Genomic DNA, 15,135 nt, shown 5'->3' with positions numbered 1-15,135 from the left:
TTTCGACGGGGGTGGGGGGATCGGGACCTACAGGGCTTCGTAGCCGTCGTTGTCCGGGGGGACGCTGTCCACGCCGGCCGTAGGCTCCTGCGGCCGGCTGGACGGCGCGGACGACCGGGCCTGCTCAGGCTTTTGGTCCGGCTCGTTCAGCGGCGGCTGTGATGGTGTTTCCATGGAAGCCGAGTGTTGTTCCCGTACCGGTCACCGGGCGACTGGGCAGATGACCCAACTTTGCCGCCGCGCACCCGCCCTAGCGGTCGTCGCCGGCCGGGTCATCGGTGACGACGCCGGCTTCCACGACCCGAACGGCCAGCGCCGTCCGGGACGACACCTCGAGCTTGCGCATCGCTGCTTCCAGGTGCCGCGCGACGGTCTTCGGCGACAGGAAAAGAGCAGCAGCGATCTCCCGGTTGGTGCGGCCTCCGACGAGCAGCCGGACCACGTCGAGTTCCCGGGGCGACAGTTGATCGCCGTAGCTTCGCCGTCCGCCCCGCCACGACGGGCGCTTCACCTCCACGCCGTGTGCCCGCAGGGTGTGCATGACGCGCACGGCGTCACCGCGAGCGCCGAGGGCGGACAGCCCCTGACAGGTCTCGGCAAGGACGGCGAGCGCGGCGTCCGACCGGTCGGCGCGCAGCAGGCAGGCGGCCTGCCGCTCACGGCTGAGCAGGCCGTCGTACGGCTGCGGGAGGCTCTGCCACGCCTCGGCCGCGTGGGCGAACAGGGCGGCGGCGTCGAGAGGATCGCCTCGGTACTGGGCCAGGATCGCCCGGCAGGTCGCCAGAGCGGCGTGCGGGCCAGGCGCGCGGCGGTCACCCACCCCCGCGGCGAAAGCGTCGGCCAGGTCGCCGGCCTCGCTCACGCGGTCGGCCATGAGCAGTGCCTCGACCCGGACCGGGGCGAGTTCGCTGGCCCAGATCCAGGTGCCCTTGCCCGCGATGAACCGGATCGGCTCGTCGGTCACCTGGAGGACCTCGTCGATCCGCCCCGCGCCCAGCCAGAGCCTGGCCAGGGCGCCGGCCGGCTCGATGGAGTACTCCGCCCCGCCCTGCCGGTCCGCCTGCTCATGGACGATCCGCAGGCACTCCTCTGCTCTGCCCTGCTCACCGCGGGCGGCGTGCAGCAGGCCGGTGACCATGGCGGGCGCCAGGCGGCTCACCGGTTGCAGAAGCTCCTCGTCACCGGCCAGCGATCCGGCCCGGTCGGCCAGCCCGTCCCAGGTGCCGGTAAGCCAGTCGAGCTGGGTCAGCGTCACCTGCCCGACCCCGCGCAGCTTCCGGTACTGGTACTTCTCGGCCAGCCCGATCCCCAGCGCGAGCACCCGCCTCGCCTCCGCGTACCGCCCCCAGACCAGCGCCATGTGCCCGACGTTGAGATGGCCGACCGTGACGTGCAGCCGCTCCGCGGTGGTGGCCGCGTCGTCGCCGATCAGCGCCGCCTCCGCCCACCCCTCCTCCTCACCGAGCAGCAGGAGCCCACTCGCCCGCCCGACCCGGATGCTCAACCGGTCCACCGGCGCCATCGAGGCCGGCACCTGCGCCACACGCCGCAGCCACCGGAGGTGTTCAGCCGCCGGTGTCGTCGTCCCGTACGGCAGGCCGAGAAACATCATGGCCCGGGCCGCCTTCGCCGGGTCGTGCCCCAGGTCGGGCAGCGCTCGTTCCATCTCGATCCGGGCCTGCGCGAACGCCTCCATCTGCAGCAGCAGCCGGGCGACCTGGAAGCGGATCTCCGCCGCCTCGCCCGGCGTCGCCTCACCGCCGTCCAACACGCGGCGGAGGGCGTCCAACAGTTCCCGGTAGCGTTCGCGCCCGGTGAGCAGGCCGAACGGAATTTTCCCGGTGAGCCGGACCACGTCGGCGGGCCGCAGGTCGGCGTTGGTGAGCAGATCGTGCAGCAGGACGACGGCCGTCGCGCCGTCGCCCGAGGTGATGGCGAGGTCGGCGGACTGTTCCGCGTACCGGCACCACGCCGGGGCGTCGCCGGCCTCCCGGAAGTGGCGCGCCAACTGGGCGACCGGTGGCGGGCTGACGCCTTCGAGGACACCTGCGGCGCGCAGGTGCATCGCCCGCCGCTCCGGCATCGGGATCGCCTCGTACACGGCGCGGCAGGTCAGCATGTGCCGGAACGAGACCAGCCCGCCGGGGTCCTCCCTCAGCAGCCCGGAACCCACCGCCTCCGCCAGGCCCGCCAGGCTGCCCGCCGGATCCTCGGCCGGTGCCATCACCTGGACGACCGTGGCCTCGGCGGCGGGGTCGGTGAGGACGGCGGCCGCGCGCAGCGCCGCCTGTGCCATCGGACCGAGCCGCACGCTGCGTTCCAGTACGGCGTCGCGGACCGTCGGCGGCACCTCGATCTCGCCAAGCCGATGCCGTACCCAGGAATTGCCCCGCCGAGTCAGGTCAGCCCGGTTCCACATCAGCCGCACGGACTCCTCGATGGCGAGCGGAAGCCCATCGGTGCGGTCGTGCAGGAAGGTGGCGAACTCGTCGGAGACCCGCTCCCCGCCGAGCATCGACGACACCATCCCGGCAGTCCCGGCGACGTCCAGCGGCTCCAGCGACAGCCGCAGCCGCCCCGCCCCCGTCGGTTGCCGGGACGACAACCGGAGCAGCAGAGAGTCCGGCGTGATCTCCCCCGGACGGTAGGTCACGAGCAGGCTGACCCGTTGCCGCGGACGCGATGCCAGATACAGCAGGAACTCCAGGGTCGCCTCGTCTGCCCAGTGCACGTCCTCAACCGCGAGCAACCCGATGTCCAGCCCCTCGAGGATCTCCTCGAAGGCCCGGAACAGCCGGTGTCGTGCCGCTGCCGCGTCTTCGGCGGGCTCAGGGGCGGGCGGCAACGCCGCCGCCCACTCGGGGAACAGCGGCCGGAGCGCCCCCGCGAGCCCACTCAGGCCGAGCCCGACGACATCCTCGGTCGCCGAGCGGATGGCGTCCACCACCGGGCCGAGCGTGAACGGCTGCCGGAACGCCGGGCAGGCCGCCAGCAACACCGGTCGGCCGGGCGGGGTGCGGGCCGCGAGCGTCTCCTGGACCAACCGGCTCTTGCCGATCCCGGCTTCGCCCTCGATCAGCACGATCACGGGCGAATCCGACAGCGCCGCTGTCAGGGCGGCCAACTCGCGCTCACGCCCGATCAGGCCGGGCGACGCGATCGCCGAAAGGCTTCCTGTGTCAGAGCCGCTGACAGACATTCGCTCTGGCGGTGGGTAGGGACGACGGGGCAGCGTCCGTCATGCCGGTTCCGTCGTGAGGGGCAACATGAGCAGAGGCTACAAGGCGCGACCAGGCGTTTGAAGTGCCCGTACCAGGCGGTTCGTCGTGCGGTTCCCCGGTTACCCCGGCCTGCGCACGGCCGTGACCAGGGAGCTGGCGAATAGTCGCCAGTGCGGGTAGTCGCCTCCTTCCGCCGGGACGGATCCGGACCGGGCGGGCCCACACTTGCTCCTGGCCGTCGGCGAGCGCCGTCGGCTCACTCCTCAAGGAGCAGATTCATGTCCCCCTTGCAGCTGCCTGGACGGCGGCGGATGGCGCGCGTCGTCGTGCCGACGGTCGCCGCCCTCAGCTTGATAGTCGGAGGCACCTCAGTCTCGGCGGCACCGAACGACGGAGCACCGGCAGAGCCCGGCTGGGCTGCCGCAACGCCGAAGCAGGTCCCCGACGGCAAGATCTCCGCGAAGGTACGCCAGAAGCTGCGTCAGCAGAAGACCGTCGACATCTGGGTCAAGCTCGACGCGCGAGCCGACCTGTCCGCGGCGTACGAGATCGACGACTGGACCAAACGCGGCCAGTACGTCCTCGACGCGCTCCGCGGCACCGCGCGGTCGTCCCAGGCCGACCTGCGAATCGACCTGGACCGGTCACGCGCGAGGTACACGTCCTACTTCATCACCAACGCCGTGCGCGTCACCGGCGCCAGCCCGGACCTGGTGAGCGAGTTGGCCGCCCGCTCGGACGTACGACAGATCGCCGAGACGACGGTGCTCGACCTGCCCGAGGAGACGCAGGCCGATGAAGCAGGCGTCACGGCGGGGCGCACCCGAGTGGGGCGTGACGAAGATCGGCGCCGACAAGGTGTGGAACGAGCACCACACGCGTGGCGAAGGCGTCGTCGTGGCCAGCCTCGACACGGGTGTGCAGTTCGACCATCCGGCGCTGGTCAACTCCTACCGCGGCAACGGCGGCGGGAAGGCGTTCGACCACGCGTACAACTGGTTCGACCCGTCGGGAGGGTGTGCCGCCGCTCCGTGCGACACCCAGAGCCACGGCACGCACACCGTGGGCACCACGGTCGGTGGCGACCGCGCCGGCAACCGGATCGGTGTGGCACCCGGCGCGACCTGGATCGCCGCCCGCGGCGCGCTCACGCTGAACATCGACACGACCGGCCTGACAGCCGGGCGGTACACGACCGAGTTGGTCGTGCGCAACAACTCCGGCCGCTCGCCGGTGCTGCGCATCCCGGTGGCTCTCACCGTCACCTGACCGGTCGTCCGTCGAGCGGGGTCGGTCCACCGGGGCCGACCCCGCTTTGCTCACCGGCGGCGGAATGATCCAATGCACCCCGATGGCTCTCCCTCCTGCTCCCGCTCACGCGCTCTACGACCGCATGTACGTGCGCGGCGAAGTCCTGGCCGAGGCGCAAGCCGCCATGAAGCTCGACGACGAGGCGCTTGACAGGGCATTGACCGAGTTGAGAAGGCTTGGCTTGTTGAAGGTGCAGCACACTGGCGAGGACGTGCCGGTGAGCCCCGAGGTAGGGCTGGCCGATCTTGTCGGACGGCTCCAGCACGACCTCCACGCGCACCAGGTCAGGCTGGCCAACCTCACTCGCGACGTCGAGACGCTCGCGCAGACCTACCTGCCCGTGCGGCGGCGGCCGGAGAGCGTGGAGGTGGAGATCCTCGACAGCCTTGAGAAGGTCGACCGCCATTTCGAGGAACTCGGCGCGAGCGCCGCTGACGAAGTGCTCACCATGCTGTCCTGGCGGGCCAGCATGCCACGCACCACGGAAGAGGTCGCCCATGGCGTCAAGGCGATGGTCGACCTCACCAGCCGCGGGGTGGCCACCCGCACCATCTTCGTCCAGCGGTTCGAGTTGCTGCCGCGCCACCAGGCGTTCCTGGATCGGCTGGTCGAGGCGAACATCCCGATCCGGCTGCTGCGGAGCGTGCCCGTCCAGATGGCGATCTACGACCGGCACACCGCGGTGCTGCCGCTCGACCCCGAGCGCACCGCGGCCGGGGCCGTCGCGGTGCGCGGCGAACTCCTCGTGCGCAGCCTGGTGGCGGTCTTCGAGCACTGCTGGCTTCATGGCCACGCCCCGCGGGCGGAGCCGGATGACAAGATCCGAGACCGCCTCACCGCTCAGCACCTGGAGTTGCTCCGCATGCAGGCCGCCGGCGCCAAGGACGACGCCATCGGGCGCGCGCTGGGCGTCTCGTCACGTACGGTCAGCCGGTTGGTCAGCGAGGTGCACGAGGTGCTCGGCAGCACGAGCCGTTTCCAGGCCGGCGTGACAGCCGCCCGACTCGGACTGCTCGACTGACGGCTACGACGCAGGCGCGAGATCAGGCGCCTGCGTCCAGCGTCGCGGTTGAAGCGCGCCTGCCGCGAGCACGCCACCGCCGAGGGATTCGCCGAGATGCCGCACCACCAACTCAACCGGCTCAATTCCAGCCGGTGCGCCGGGCGGCGTCCGTTTCAGACCAGGTGGGGAGGTCAGGAGCGGGCCGCCCCGGTTCTGAACCTGCTCGGCGTGGCCAAGCCGTCCTCGGACGGCTCGGCCACGCTCTCGGTTCGTCAGGGGGTCACCCGGGTAGCCGGGCTGTCGCCCGGCAGGCCCGACATGTTGGCCTCGACCGGCGGCAACGGGGTGCTTCCGAGGACGCTGCCGTCCGTGGCGTACGCGGTGAGGGTGGCCGGCTGGTCCGGCGGAATCCGGGTGGTGCCGGCGTTCGACGCGTCGAGGGTGACCGTGACCGGGGGTGCGCCGCCGACCGTGACCGTGACGCGGGCCGCGTCCGGCGGGGCGATCACCCGCACCTGGTCCGTCGGCGTGCGGGTGCCGTTGTCGGCCCGGATCCGCCAGCCGATCGGCCGCTGGTCGGCGCCCTCGGCCGGCAACAGCAGCCGCAGGTCGGTCCACCAGCCGGTTCGGTCGTCGCCGTGCCTGGCGTACGCGATCACCCCGCCGCCGGCGGGCTGCACGGTGAGCAGCGCGGCGGCCTGCCCGTGCTCGCTGCCCGACCAGCGCACCCGCACCGTCGTGCCGACCGCGGGGAGGCGACTGTCGAGGAGTGCCTCCTCGACGAAGCTGCGCAGGGTGGCGTCGTCCAGCGGCGTGCCTCGGGCGCCCCGTCGGGCGGCGGTGAGCAGGACGTCCATCTCGGCGCCGGACGGGTCGGTCCCGGCGTACGGGCCGCCGCCCAGGCCGCCCTGGTAGAGCACGTGGTCGCCACGGCTGACCCGGACGACGGGTTCGTTCCGAAGCGGCACGGGGGGCAGGACGGCGAACCCGACCCCGCTGCCGTCCTCCCTGGCGAGGTTCTCGTACTCCAGGGTTCCCTTCGGCGTGTAGCGAGGGTTGCCACTGATCATCACGGTGGATTCGGCCGGCCCGACGACGACCGCGAATCCGTCCCGGTCGGGGCCGGCCTGCACCAGGGTCATCACCGGGTCGTCGACGCCCTCGCTGTGGCCGGCGTAGTGCATCTGTTCGGCGGCGGCCCCGGCCGGACCCACGTACCAGACCAGCGCCTCCTTGGTCAGCAGGCCGAACCGCAGCGGCACCGCGACCAGCGCGACCCGGTGGCCCGGCTGGTCACTGCCGTACAGCAGGCGGATCCGGTCGCGGTCGCCGACCTTCCAGACGCCATCCGCGTTCACGACACCCAACGGGGTGTCGCTGCTGATCCGTGGGTCGGTGCTGATCCGCGCCCGCAGCGAGTCCAGCCAGTCCTGGTCGCCGGCCAGCGTGCCCCGGGGCGGCGCGTCGAGCAGCGCTGCCGGGGCGGCGGCGACCGCGATGCCGGGCGCCCACCCGGGCAGGGGCACCACGTTGGTCTGGATCCCGACGAGCGCGGCCCCGACCGCGACGGCGACCGCCGCCCGGATCAGCCGCGTCCGCCTGTGCCGTCGCTCGCGCCGGGCGAACCCCGGCCACGGGTCCTCGGATACGTCGACGCCGTGCGCGGCCTGCCACAGCGCAGGACTGAGCGTCGAATTCGCGAAGCTCTCGGTCATGCCAGTTCCTCCTCGAGCCGTACCGGGGACTGAGAAACGGGTGGGGCGAACTCGACCCGCAGCCGGGCCAACCCGCGCGACGCCTGGCTCTTCACCGAGCCGACGGAGCAGCCGAGAACCTTGGCGGTATCCGCCTCGCTGAGGTCCTCGAAGTAGCGCAGCACCAGAACCGCCTGGGTCCTGGGCGGCAACCGCCGCAGCGCGGCGAGGAGCAGTTGCCGCTCCTCCACCTGCGCATACGCGTCCGGCGTCGGCGCGCTGTCGGAGGTCAGCAGCGGCACCTCCAGCGGTCGCCGCCGACGCCGCCAGGAGATCGCCGTGTTGACCATCACCCGGCGTACGTAGACCTCGGGCGCGTCCCTGCGCAGTACCCGCCCCCAGCGCCGATGGGTCTTCTCCAACGCCGTCTGCGCCAGGTCCTCGGCTGTCCCCCGATCGCCGGTCAGCAGGTAGGCCGTTCGGAGCAACGGCCCCCACTGTCGTTGTACGAACAGCCGGAACTGTTCGTCGTCCTCGTGCCGACTCACGCCACCTCCAGGTCACATCCGCCTCGTGTCATGTGCGGATGCAGGGTGAGACGCGATCGGCGGCGTCCGGGGTTGAGTGGGAACCGTACGTCGAGCCGGATCCGGCTCTGCCGGTGGCTACCCGCCACGGTCGTGATGGCGGACCGCACCGGTCGACTCGCGAAAGGTGCCACGTTCGCGGCCACTCAGTCGAGGCACGCAGCAATGCTCTTTCGGTCGGCGTCGGGTCACCACTGGCTGATGAGCGGCGGGTCCGGTTCGTGCTGCCGCCAGGCTTCGCTGAGGCGGGCGAGGCGGGTGGGGGCGGCGATGCCGCGCACGGTTGCGATCTTGCCGTTGGTGATGTCGAACGTCACGGCCCCGAGGACCTGGTCGCCGAGCACGAAGAGGATGGCGGGGGCGCCGTTGACGAGCGCGTAGTGGATGGCGGGCGTGCCGCCGGCGAGTCGCCGTTTCGCGGGCGTGGGTTTGAAGCCGGCCCGTACGACGGCGGCGACGCGCTGCGGAGTGTCGTACCGCAGCAGCGTCTCGGCCAGGCCGGCGCCGTCGGTGATCGCGGTCGCGTCGTCGGTGAGCAGCGCTACCAGCCGTTCGGTGCGGCCCGAGGAGGCAGCGGCGAGGAATTCCTCGACGATCCTGCGGGCGGACGCCGGGTCGACCTCGCCGCGGCGGCGGCGCGCGGCGGCGATGTGGCGCCGTGCCCGGTGGAGGTGCTGCTGGCTCGCGGACTCGGTGATGTCGAGGATCTCGGCGATCTCGGCGTGGCTGTAGGAGAACGCTTCGCGCAGGACGTAGACGGCCCGTTCGAGGGGTGACAGGCGCTCCATGAGAGTCAGCACGGCCAGCGAGACCGATTCGCGCTGCTCGACAGTGTCGGCCGGGCCGAGCATCGGGTCGCCGGCGAGGAGCGGTTCGGGTAGCCAGGCGCCGACGGTGCGTTCGCGGCGGGCTTGTGCCGAGCGGAGCCGGTCGAGGCACAGGTTGGTGACGACCTTGGTCAGCCAGGCTTCCGGCACCTTGATCCGCTGCCGGTCGACGGCCTGCCAGTGCAGAAACGCATCCTGCACGGCGTCTTCGGCGTCGGCGGCGGAGCCCAGCAGCCGGTACGCCAGCGAGGCCAGCCGGTTCCGGCTGGCCTCGAACCGACCGGTGTCGAAGCGATCAGTGGCGGTGCTGTCCACCCGGACCACCCTAGGCGGCTACGCCGATCGCCTTCCTGGTGGACGCATCCGGTGCGGCGGCCAGGCGGTGCTTGCGCTTGGGCAGGCCGAAGGTCGGGTGCGAGGTGGCCCAGAGCGAGAGCTTGAGGATGGCCGACTTGATCCGCGCGGCCTTCCGGCCACCCACGTACTTCGGCGTTGCTTGCGCTTCGTCGTCGACCAGCTGCAGGATCCCGTCGCGGCGCCCGAGGCTGATGTGGTTGCCCGGGTAGACCAGTTTGGTGTTCGCGATCCTGCGGCCGGTCAGGCGTCCCATGATCGCCTCGATGGCCTGCTGGCCGGTGAAGCCGGCCGAAGCGCAGGACATCGGCAGCGGCCGGCCGTTGTCGCCGATGACGTAGGCGCTGTCGCCGGCGGCGTAGACGTTCGGGTGCGAGACCGACCGCATGGTGCGATCGACGACGATCCGACCGTCCTCGGTGACCTCCAGCCCGCCGGCGGCGGCGATGGGGTTGACCGTGAACCCGGCCGTCCACACGGTCGCGTCGGACGCCAGGGCGGTGCCGTCGGCGCACAGCACCCGCGTCGCTTCGACGGCCTCGACGCTGGTGTGCTCCAGGACGGTGACGCCCAGCCGGGCGCAGGCCCGGCGCAGGTGGCCGCGGGCTCCGGCGGAGAGCCGGGCGCCCAGTTCGCCGCGGGCGACCAGCGCCACCGACAGGCCGGGCCGGGCTTCGGCGATCTCGGTGGCGGTCTCGATACCGGTCAACCCGTCGCCGACGACCAGCACACGCCCGCCTTCGCCCCGCCTGCCCAGGCCGTCCAGGTGCTCGCGCAGGCGCAGCGCCGAGGGCCGGGCGGCGATGTCGAACGCGTGCTCGGCCACGCCGGGGACGCCGCGGTCGTCGCCGTGGCTGCCGAGCGCGTAGAGAAGCGTGTCGTAGCCGAGCTCGCCGCCGCCGTCGGTGTCGGCCAGGGCGACGACCTGGCGCTCGGGGTCGACGGCGGTGACACTGGCCAGGCGCAGCCGGATCCCCGTGCCCGCGAAGACGTCGGCGAGTTTCGGAGCCTTGATCTCGTGGCCGGCCGCGAGTTCGTGCAGCCGCAGCCGCTGGACGAAGTCCGGCTCGGCGTTGACCACGGTGATCTCGGTGTCCGCCGGGGACAGCCGGCGGGCCAGGTTCCCGGCCACGTGGGCCCCGGCATAGCCGGCGCCGAGGACGACGATGCGGTGCTTCATGTGTCGCTCCTGTCGGTTCGCTTGCCTCCGCGAGTTGAGCGGAACGGCGCCCCGATTGCTGACAGGAACTACATGTGGCATGGGTCACAGGGTGGCAGGAGCGCCGCCCGACGACGCGCGCGACGCCGAGGCGGCGCAACTGCGGGCCGAGTTGAACGAGGTGACGATGACGTGGCATTGGTCCTGGCGGCGCGGCTGCGCAGTGGACCGGTCACCGACCACTACCGCTCCTTGAGGCGGCGGTCGACCTCCTCGGCGACCCGCCGGTGCAGCTCGGCCAACCGCTCGTCGGTGTACTTCGTCAGGTCGCCCGGGTCCGTGCCGCCGTCCGCCGCCTGCTCCCGTTGCTTCTGCTGCTCCCGGCGTTGCAGCTCCTGTTCCTCAGGCGAGCCGGGGGCGGCGTACGCGCACCGGACGAGGGTGCCGTCGGCGCTCTTCAGGCAGGTTGCCTCCCGGCCGTTGATCTGACCCCGGCCCTCCACCCGGTACCGGATGCTCTGCTCACTGCCGAGTGTGGCGGTCCACGTGCTGCCGCCGGTCGGCGCGACCTCGAACACCTGGTCGTCGTTCCAGCAGCAGACGTCCCGGTACTCCGCCTTGATCAGGGCGACGATCGCCTGAGGCGACGACCAGGTCGGGCTGAGCCGGTGCACGGTCAGCGGGGCGAGACCGCGGCCGGCGTGCCGGGTCGGCACGGTCGACACCGCCACCACCGAACTGGCCTCGCCCTGCGGGGTGAGCGGGGTGACGTACGCGCTGCGTCCACTGCCGTCGCGGTAGCGGAGGGTGAACTCCGACTCGTTGCCCTCGTTGGCGCCGTCCTCGGAGGCGTCCCAGCCGCTGCGCTCGAACCACCAGTCGGCGAAACCGCCGACGGCGGTGGTGCCCTCTCGCTGCCGGGCGGCCAGGCTGATCGGATAGGACGGTCCGGGCACCTTCGTCGTGTCGTCCGTGATCGTGACCTTTCCGGTTCGGCCGTCGTACCGCGCCACACCGGCCGGCCGTTCGGTCACCACCAGGATTCCGGTCTGCCGTTTCAGCGGTACCACCACGATCGGGTTGTCGCCCTCGCAGTAGACGTACGCGTCGTCGGCGGAGAACCGGGCCCAGCGCCGTTCGGCGGAGATCTTCCGGCCCAGGTTGTGGCTGAACCAGCCGCCGATCCGCGCGTCGGCGGCTGACACGTCGAACTGGCACCGCTGCTGCGCCCGGCTGTTGCCGCCGAGCGGTACCTCCTGCATCAGACCGACCTCGTAACCGGCCAACCAGCCGCGCCGCTCGACCAGGACGGAGAACCGGTCGGAGTCGGGCAGGTAGCTGACGTCGGTGATCTCGCCGGTGACGTCGCCCAGGTTGGGCGCGGCCTGTGCCTCGCCGACCAGGTACGGCGCACGTGCGGCCAGCTCCGGGACCGGATCGCTCACCACCCGCATGGTGGTCCCGTACGCCCGATCCTGGAGGTATTCGCCGTAGACCAGCCAGCACGCCCCAAGGGCCAGTCCGACGGCGGCGCCCAGCCAACCGAGGACGATGGTCCCCCTGGTCAACTCGGACGTGGTCGTGCGCCCGCGGAGCCGGTGGGTGAGCAGTCGCACCAGGGCCGGCGCCCCGGCGAGCAGGGCCAGCAGGGCCGGCGCTACCAGCCAGGGCACGAGTTTGCGCAGCTCCCACACGAGGACGGTGGTGGCGTACGAGGCGTACCAGCCGACCGCGCCGAGCAGGATGAGCAGGAAGATCGGCGTACCCGTCCGCAGCGCCCGACGCATCGACACCCTCCTACTGGTAGGACGAGCCCTGATCGTATTGAGGACGTCAAGACGCCTTGGTGCCGTCAGAGCGGCGCGACGACGATCAGCGGCAGCAGAGCCCGCACCCGAACCCGTGCTGCGAGCCGGTCACGGTGACGAGCCTGCCCTCGCGGCGCCAGTTCAGCGACCGGCCCTCAATCACCTGCCGAGGCAACCCCGTCATCCGACGATCATCACGATCGAAGCACCACCATGATTCGCGGCGATCATCGATGCCGGAGGGGCTCGCGACCGCGCACGAGGTCGTTAGCCGGGAATGCTCACGAAACAGATCCGAACGTGCGGTGGGCCCAATCGGCGAAGCTGGTCCAACCAACCTCCGGGTGGGCGGCATGCAGCGCGGCGATGTCGACCTGGTAGCCCGGCCCGTTCAAGAACGCCCACATCGCGTGCATGTCCGGATCGCCGATCTCGGCCAGCGGCACCCTCTCATGGCGCACTTCCCGTCCCAGCGCCGCGCCCAGTGCGGCCGCCATCTGGGCGGGGGTGGGGGCATCACCGGCCAGCTCGATGCGTCGCCCGACGTAGGGGGCGGGGTCGAGAAGCACCTGCGCAGCGAAGACCCCGTGGTCGGTGCGGGCAAGCTGCTGCAGCGGCCGATCCGCCGGCAGCGGCAGATCGAGCACCCCACTGCGAATGCGGTCCGCCCCGCCGAGCGCGTTGTCGAAGAAGTACGTCGGCCCCAAGATCGTGTAGGGGACGTCACCAGCAGCCAGCTCGGTTTCGACGCGCGCCTTGCTGTCGAAGTGGGGCACACCGCTTCCCTGATCGGCGCCGGCCACCGAGCTGAACACCAGGTGCGGCACCCGAGCTTCGCCGGCGGCTGCCAAGATCGCCCGCCCCTGGGCCACTTCGGCATCCACGCCCGCCTCGAACGGAGTCGTGAGCGCGAAGGTGGACCCCGCGCCCGCCATCGCCGTGGCCAGCGAGTTGGGATCATCCAGCGAACCCGCGACCACCTCGACGCCCCGGTCGGCCAGCCGGCGAGCCGCCGCCCGCTTCGGGTCGCGCACCAGCGCCCGCACCCGGGCCCCGCGGCCCAACAACGCCTCGACAACGGCGCTGCCCTGACCGCCGGTCGCCCCGAGCACCAAGATCGGCGCATCGGCCATCGAAGTCACCTCTTCTCAGCGAGCGAGCGCGGCGACCGGTCGTCGCCGCGCTCCACCGTATCCTCCCGCCTCGGCCGTCATCCCATCCTCGCGAACGTTCGCGGTGGCCGTTCCCAGCCGGCACGTCGGCGCCGGCTTGGTGGGCGCTCTGCAGGAAGGTGAGGACTGCCGCGCGCGGGTCGGCGGCGGCGCGGGCGTCGTCGTACGTCAGCAGCGCGAGGTGTCCACCCCGGATTCCGACCCAGCGTGCCTGCGCGGGTCGCAACGGTTCCCGATGAGACCGTCAGGCTCGGGCGCGGTGTAGGAGTAGAAGGCCGGTTCGGGAACGCACCTGGGTCACCGCACTAGGTGATCTCCTCGCACACCCTGCCGCTCACACCACCGCCGCGGCCCGCATGCGGGCGTACTCGACCTCCATGTCGGGTGGGCCGAAGCCGTGGTTGGCGTAGTCGGCCCGCATGTCCTCGATCGCGGCATCGAGCTCGGCCGACGGGCCGCCCTCGGCGAGCAGCACCACCAGCGGCTCCCACATCGCGCCGCCGAGATCGGGTATGCCGCGCAGCGCCTCGAGGTAACGGCCCGGCCGGAGCAGGTCGAGCGCGGTGTGGGCGAGCTGGTCGGCCGCACCGACCAGCAGCGCCGCAGCGCGGTCCAACTCTTCGGTCGTCGTCACGGTCGCCGGGTACCTGCCAGGGGCCAGTCGCAGGTGGTAGTAGCTGCCCTCCGGGCATTGGCGGGTCTCGACGAACCCGATCCGGTAGGACGTAGCGTTCCTGTCCAACGGGATCGAAGGCTGGCCCCAGCGGGCGGCACGCCAGTTCAGGTACTCCCACCAGGCAACCGGCACCACACCGATGCCCACGTTGACGAAGATCGTGCCGCCGCCGACGCTGCGCATCACACTCCGTCCGACATCGACCTGTGCGACGCCGTCGGTCGTGACGACCGACCAGGTCCCGCGAGTGCCCTGGAAGCCCAGCGGCCGCACAACGGCGCCGATGTCCTTGTTCAGCCGGCTCGTCGTCTGCGCGGGAGTGATCATCCGGTACACCGTAACCGCTCGACGCTCCCGTCGAGACGGCACGCGCCTGCGCCACTCGCGATACGCCGGCCCGGATAAATCACCTTGTTGCCCTGCTGGCCGCTGCCTACTGTGAGGCGATGATCTCGCGACTGCTGACGGTGACCTATGACGCCCACAACGCGGCCGGCCTGGCGCAGTTCTGGGCCGGCATGCTCGGCCGCCAGGTCGTCGAGGACGCCGGTGACGCGCTCCTGCCCGGCGAGGACGGCCAACTCAGCCTCCGGTTCGTCCCGAGCCGCGCGGAGCAGGTGGGGCCGAACCGCCGCATGCACCTCCACCTGACCAGCGCCAGCCACGACGACCAGCAGCACACGGTAGCCACTGCGCTGAGGCTCGGCGGAAGCCACCTCGACGTCGGGCAGCGCCCCGAGGAGGGGCACATCGTCCTGGCCGACCCCGAGGGCAACGAGTTCTGCGTGATCGAGCCGGGCAACGCCTTCCTCGCCGGGTGCTGCCTGCTCGGGGAACTCGCCTGCGACGGCACCCGGGAGGTCGGCCTCTTCTGGAGCGAGGCGCTGGGCTGGCCGCTGGTGTGGGACCAAAACCAGGAGACCGCGATCCAGTCACCGCACGGCGGCACGAAGGTCGCGTGGGGAGGCCCACCCGTGGCCCCGAAAGAGGCAAGGAACCCGCAGCGCTTCGACCTCGCCCCGGCCGGCGGCGACCAGCAGGCGGAAGTCGACCGGCTGGTCTCCCTCGGGGCCACCCGGCTCGAGGTCGATGCGGACGGCACCGTCGTGCTGGCCGATCCCGACGGCAACGAGTTCTGCGTGAGAGGAAACTGACCACAGCGCGGCCTCCTCGGCGCACCTGCTCCGCGACCTCTCGGTTCCTCTCCTACGCCGGCCGGTGGGGGGGGCCCCCGGCCGGGGGGGGGCCCCCGGCGCGGGGGCGCCCGCGGGGGCGCCGGGCCCCCGGGAGCGCCGCGCGGCGCCCCGGTGGCCCACCCCAGAG

General features: G+C 71.9%; 11 protein-coding genes and 1 pseudogene. 3 read left to right on the top strand and 9 right to left on the bottom strand.

Annotated elements, in window-relative coordinates:
- Positions 1-250 precede the first annotated feature (250 nt).
- On the bottom strand, positions 251-3,199 hold the full coding sequence (locus tag AB0L34_RS19455; RefSeq protein ID WP_363705740.1) for an AAA family ATPase: 2,949 nt from the start codon (positions 3,197-3,199) through the stop codon (positions 251-253).
- 817 nt (positions 3,200-4,016) lie between these two features.
- Here AB0L34_RS19455 and AB0L34_RS19450 point away from each other — a divergent pair.
- Positions 4,017-4,490 (top strand): S8 family serine peptidase, encoded by a 474-nt coding sequence (locus tag AB0L34_RS19450; protein ID WP_363705739.1) that lies wholly within the window; start codon positions 4,017-4,019, stop codon positions 4,488-4,490.
- A gap of 82 nt (positions 4,491-4,572) precedes the next feature.
- A complete protein-coding gene (locus tag AB0L34_RS19445) occupies positions 4,573-5,553 on the top strand; it encodes a hypothetical protein (protein ID WP_363705738.1) in 981 nt (326 codons plus the stop codon).
- 254 nt (positions 5,554-5,807) lie between these two features.
- On the opposite strand, the gene AB0L34_RS19440 is transcribed toward AB0L34_RS19445, so the two are convergent.
- From AB0L34_RS19440 to AB0L34_RS19405, 8 genes and pseudogenes are all read right to left on the bottom strand, one after another.
- Positions 5,808-7,250 carry a hypothetical protein gene (locus tag AB0L34_RS19440; RefSeq protein WP_363705737.1) on the bottom strand — a complete coding sequence of 481 codons (1,443 nt, stop codon included), beginning with the start codon at positions 7,248-7,250 and terminating at the stop codon, positions 5,808-5,810.
- Complete coding sequence (locus tag AB0L34_RS19435; protein WP_363705736.1) at positions 7,247-7,777, bottom strand: SigE family RNA polymerase sigma factor; 531 nt, start codon at positions 7,775-7,777, stop codon at positions 7,247-7,249. Before AB0L34_RS19435 ends, AB0L34_RS19440 begins: the two co-directional genes overlap by 4 nt.
- A 227-nt stretch (positions 7,778-8,004) precedes the next feature.
- Positions 8,005-8,958 carry a sigma-70 family RNA polymerase sigma factor gene (locus AB0L34_RS19430; RefSeq protein WP_363705735.1) on the bottom strand — a complete coding sequence of 318 codons (954 nt, stop codon included), beginning with the start codon at positions 8,956-8,958 and terminating at the stop codon, positions 8,005-8,007.
- 10 nt (positions 8,959-8,968) lie between these two features.
- Entirely contained in the window at positions 8,969-10,177 is a 1,209-nt protein-coding gene (locus AB0L34_RS19425) for an FAD-dependent oxidoreductase (protein WP_363705734.1), read from the bottom strand.
- A 221-nt stretch (positions 10,178-10,398) separates the two neighbouring features.
- A complete protein-coding gene (locus tag AB0L34_RS19420; protein ID WP_363705733.1) occupies positions 10,399-11,943 on the bottom strand; it encodes a hypothetical protein in 1,545 nt (514 codons plus the stop codon).
- A 302-nt stretch (positions 11,944-12,245) separates the two neighbouring features.
- On the bottom strand, positions 12,246-13,097 hold the full coding sequence (locus AB0L34_RS19415) for an NmrA/HSCARG family protein (RefSeq protein ID WP_363705732.1): 852 nt from the start codon (positions 13,095-13,097) through the stop codon (positions 12,246-12,248).
- Between the two features lie 133 nt (positions 13,098-13,230).
- A pseudogene (locus tag AB0L34_RS19410) lies at positions 13,231-13,362 on the bottom strand (DUF5996 family protein); the annotation flags it as partial.
- Between the two features lie 108 nt (positions 13,363-13,470).
- Entirely contained in the window at positions 13,471-14,139 is a 669-nt protein-coding gene (locus AB0L34_RS19405) for a hypothetical protein (RefSeq protein ID WP_363705731.1), read from the bottom strand.
- Positions 14,140-14,258: 119 nt separating this feature from the next.
- Here AB0L34_RS19405 and AB0L34_RS19400 point away from each other — a divergent pair, with 119 nt between their 5' ends.
- Positions 14,259-14,966 (top strand): VOC family protein, encoded by a 708-nt coding sequence (locus AB0L34_RS19400; RefSeq protein WP_363705730.1) that lies wholly within the window; start codon positions 14,259-14,261, stop codon positions 14,964-14,966.
- The last annotated feature ends 169 nt before the right edge of the window (positions 14,967-15,135 follow it).

The organism is Micromonospora sp. NPDC052213 (genome assembly GCF_040679695.1).
Taxonomy (GTDB): Bacteria; Actinomycetota; Actinomycetes; order Mycobacteriales; family Micromonosporaceae; genus Micromonospora.
Note: the sequence above shows the minus strand (reverse complement) of the source record. Positions and strands in the feature narration are given on the sequence as shown.

Bases quoted from the DNA above. Each gene is read 5' to 3' on its own strand.
- AB0L34_RS19455 (WP_363705740.1), bottom strand. From the start codon at position 3,199: ATGTCTGTCAGCGGCTCTGACACAGGAAGCCTTTCGGCGATCGCGTCG.
- AB0L34_RS19450 (WP_363705739.1), top strand. From the start codon at position 4,017: ATGAAGCAGGCGTCACGGCGGGGCGCACCCGAGTGGGGCGTGACGAAG.
- AB0L34_RS19445 (WP_363705738.1), top strand. From the start codon at position 4,573: ATGGCTCTCCCTCCTGCTCCCGCTCACGCGCTCTACGACCGCATGTAC.
- AB0L34_RS19440 (WP_363705737.1), bottom strand. From the start codon at position 7,250: ATGACCGAGAGCTTCGCGAATTCGACGCTCAGTCCTGCGCTGTGGCAG.
- AB0L34_RS19425 (WP_363705734.1), bottom strand. From the start codon at position 10,177: ATGAAGCACCGCATCGTCGTCCTCGGCGCCGGCTATGCCGGGGCCCAC.
- AB0L34_RS19420 (WP_363705733.1), bottom strand. From the start codon at position 11,943: ATGCGTCGGGCGCTGCGGACGGGTACGCCGATCTTCCTGCTCATCCTG.
- AB0L34_RS19415 (WP_363705732.1), bottom strand. From the start codon at position 13,097: ATGGCCGATGCGCCGATCTTGGTGCTCGGGGCGACCGGCGGTCAGGGC.
- AB0L34_RS19405 (WP_363705731.1), bottom strand. From the start codon at position 14,139: ATGATCACTCCCGCGCAGACGACGAGCCGGCTGAACAAGGACATCGGC.
- AB0L34_RS19400 (WP_363705730.1), top strand. From the start codon at position 14,259: ATGATCTCGCGACTGCTGACGGTGACCTATGACGCCCACAACGCGGCC.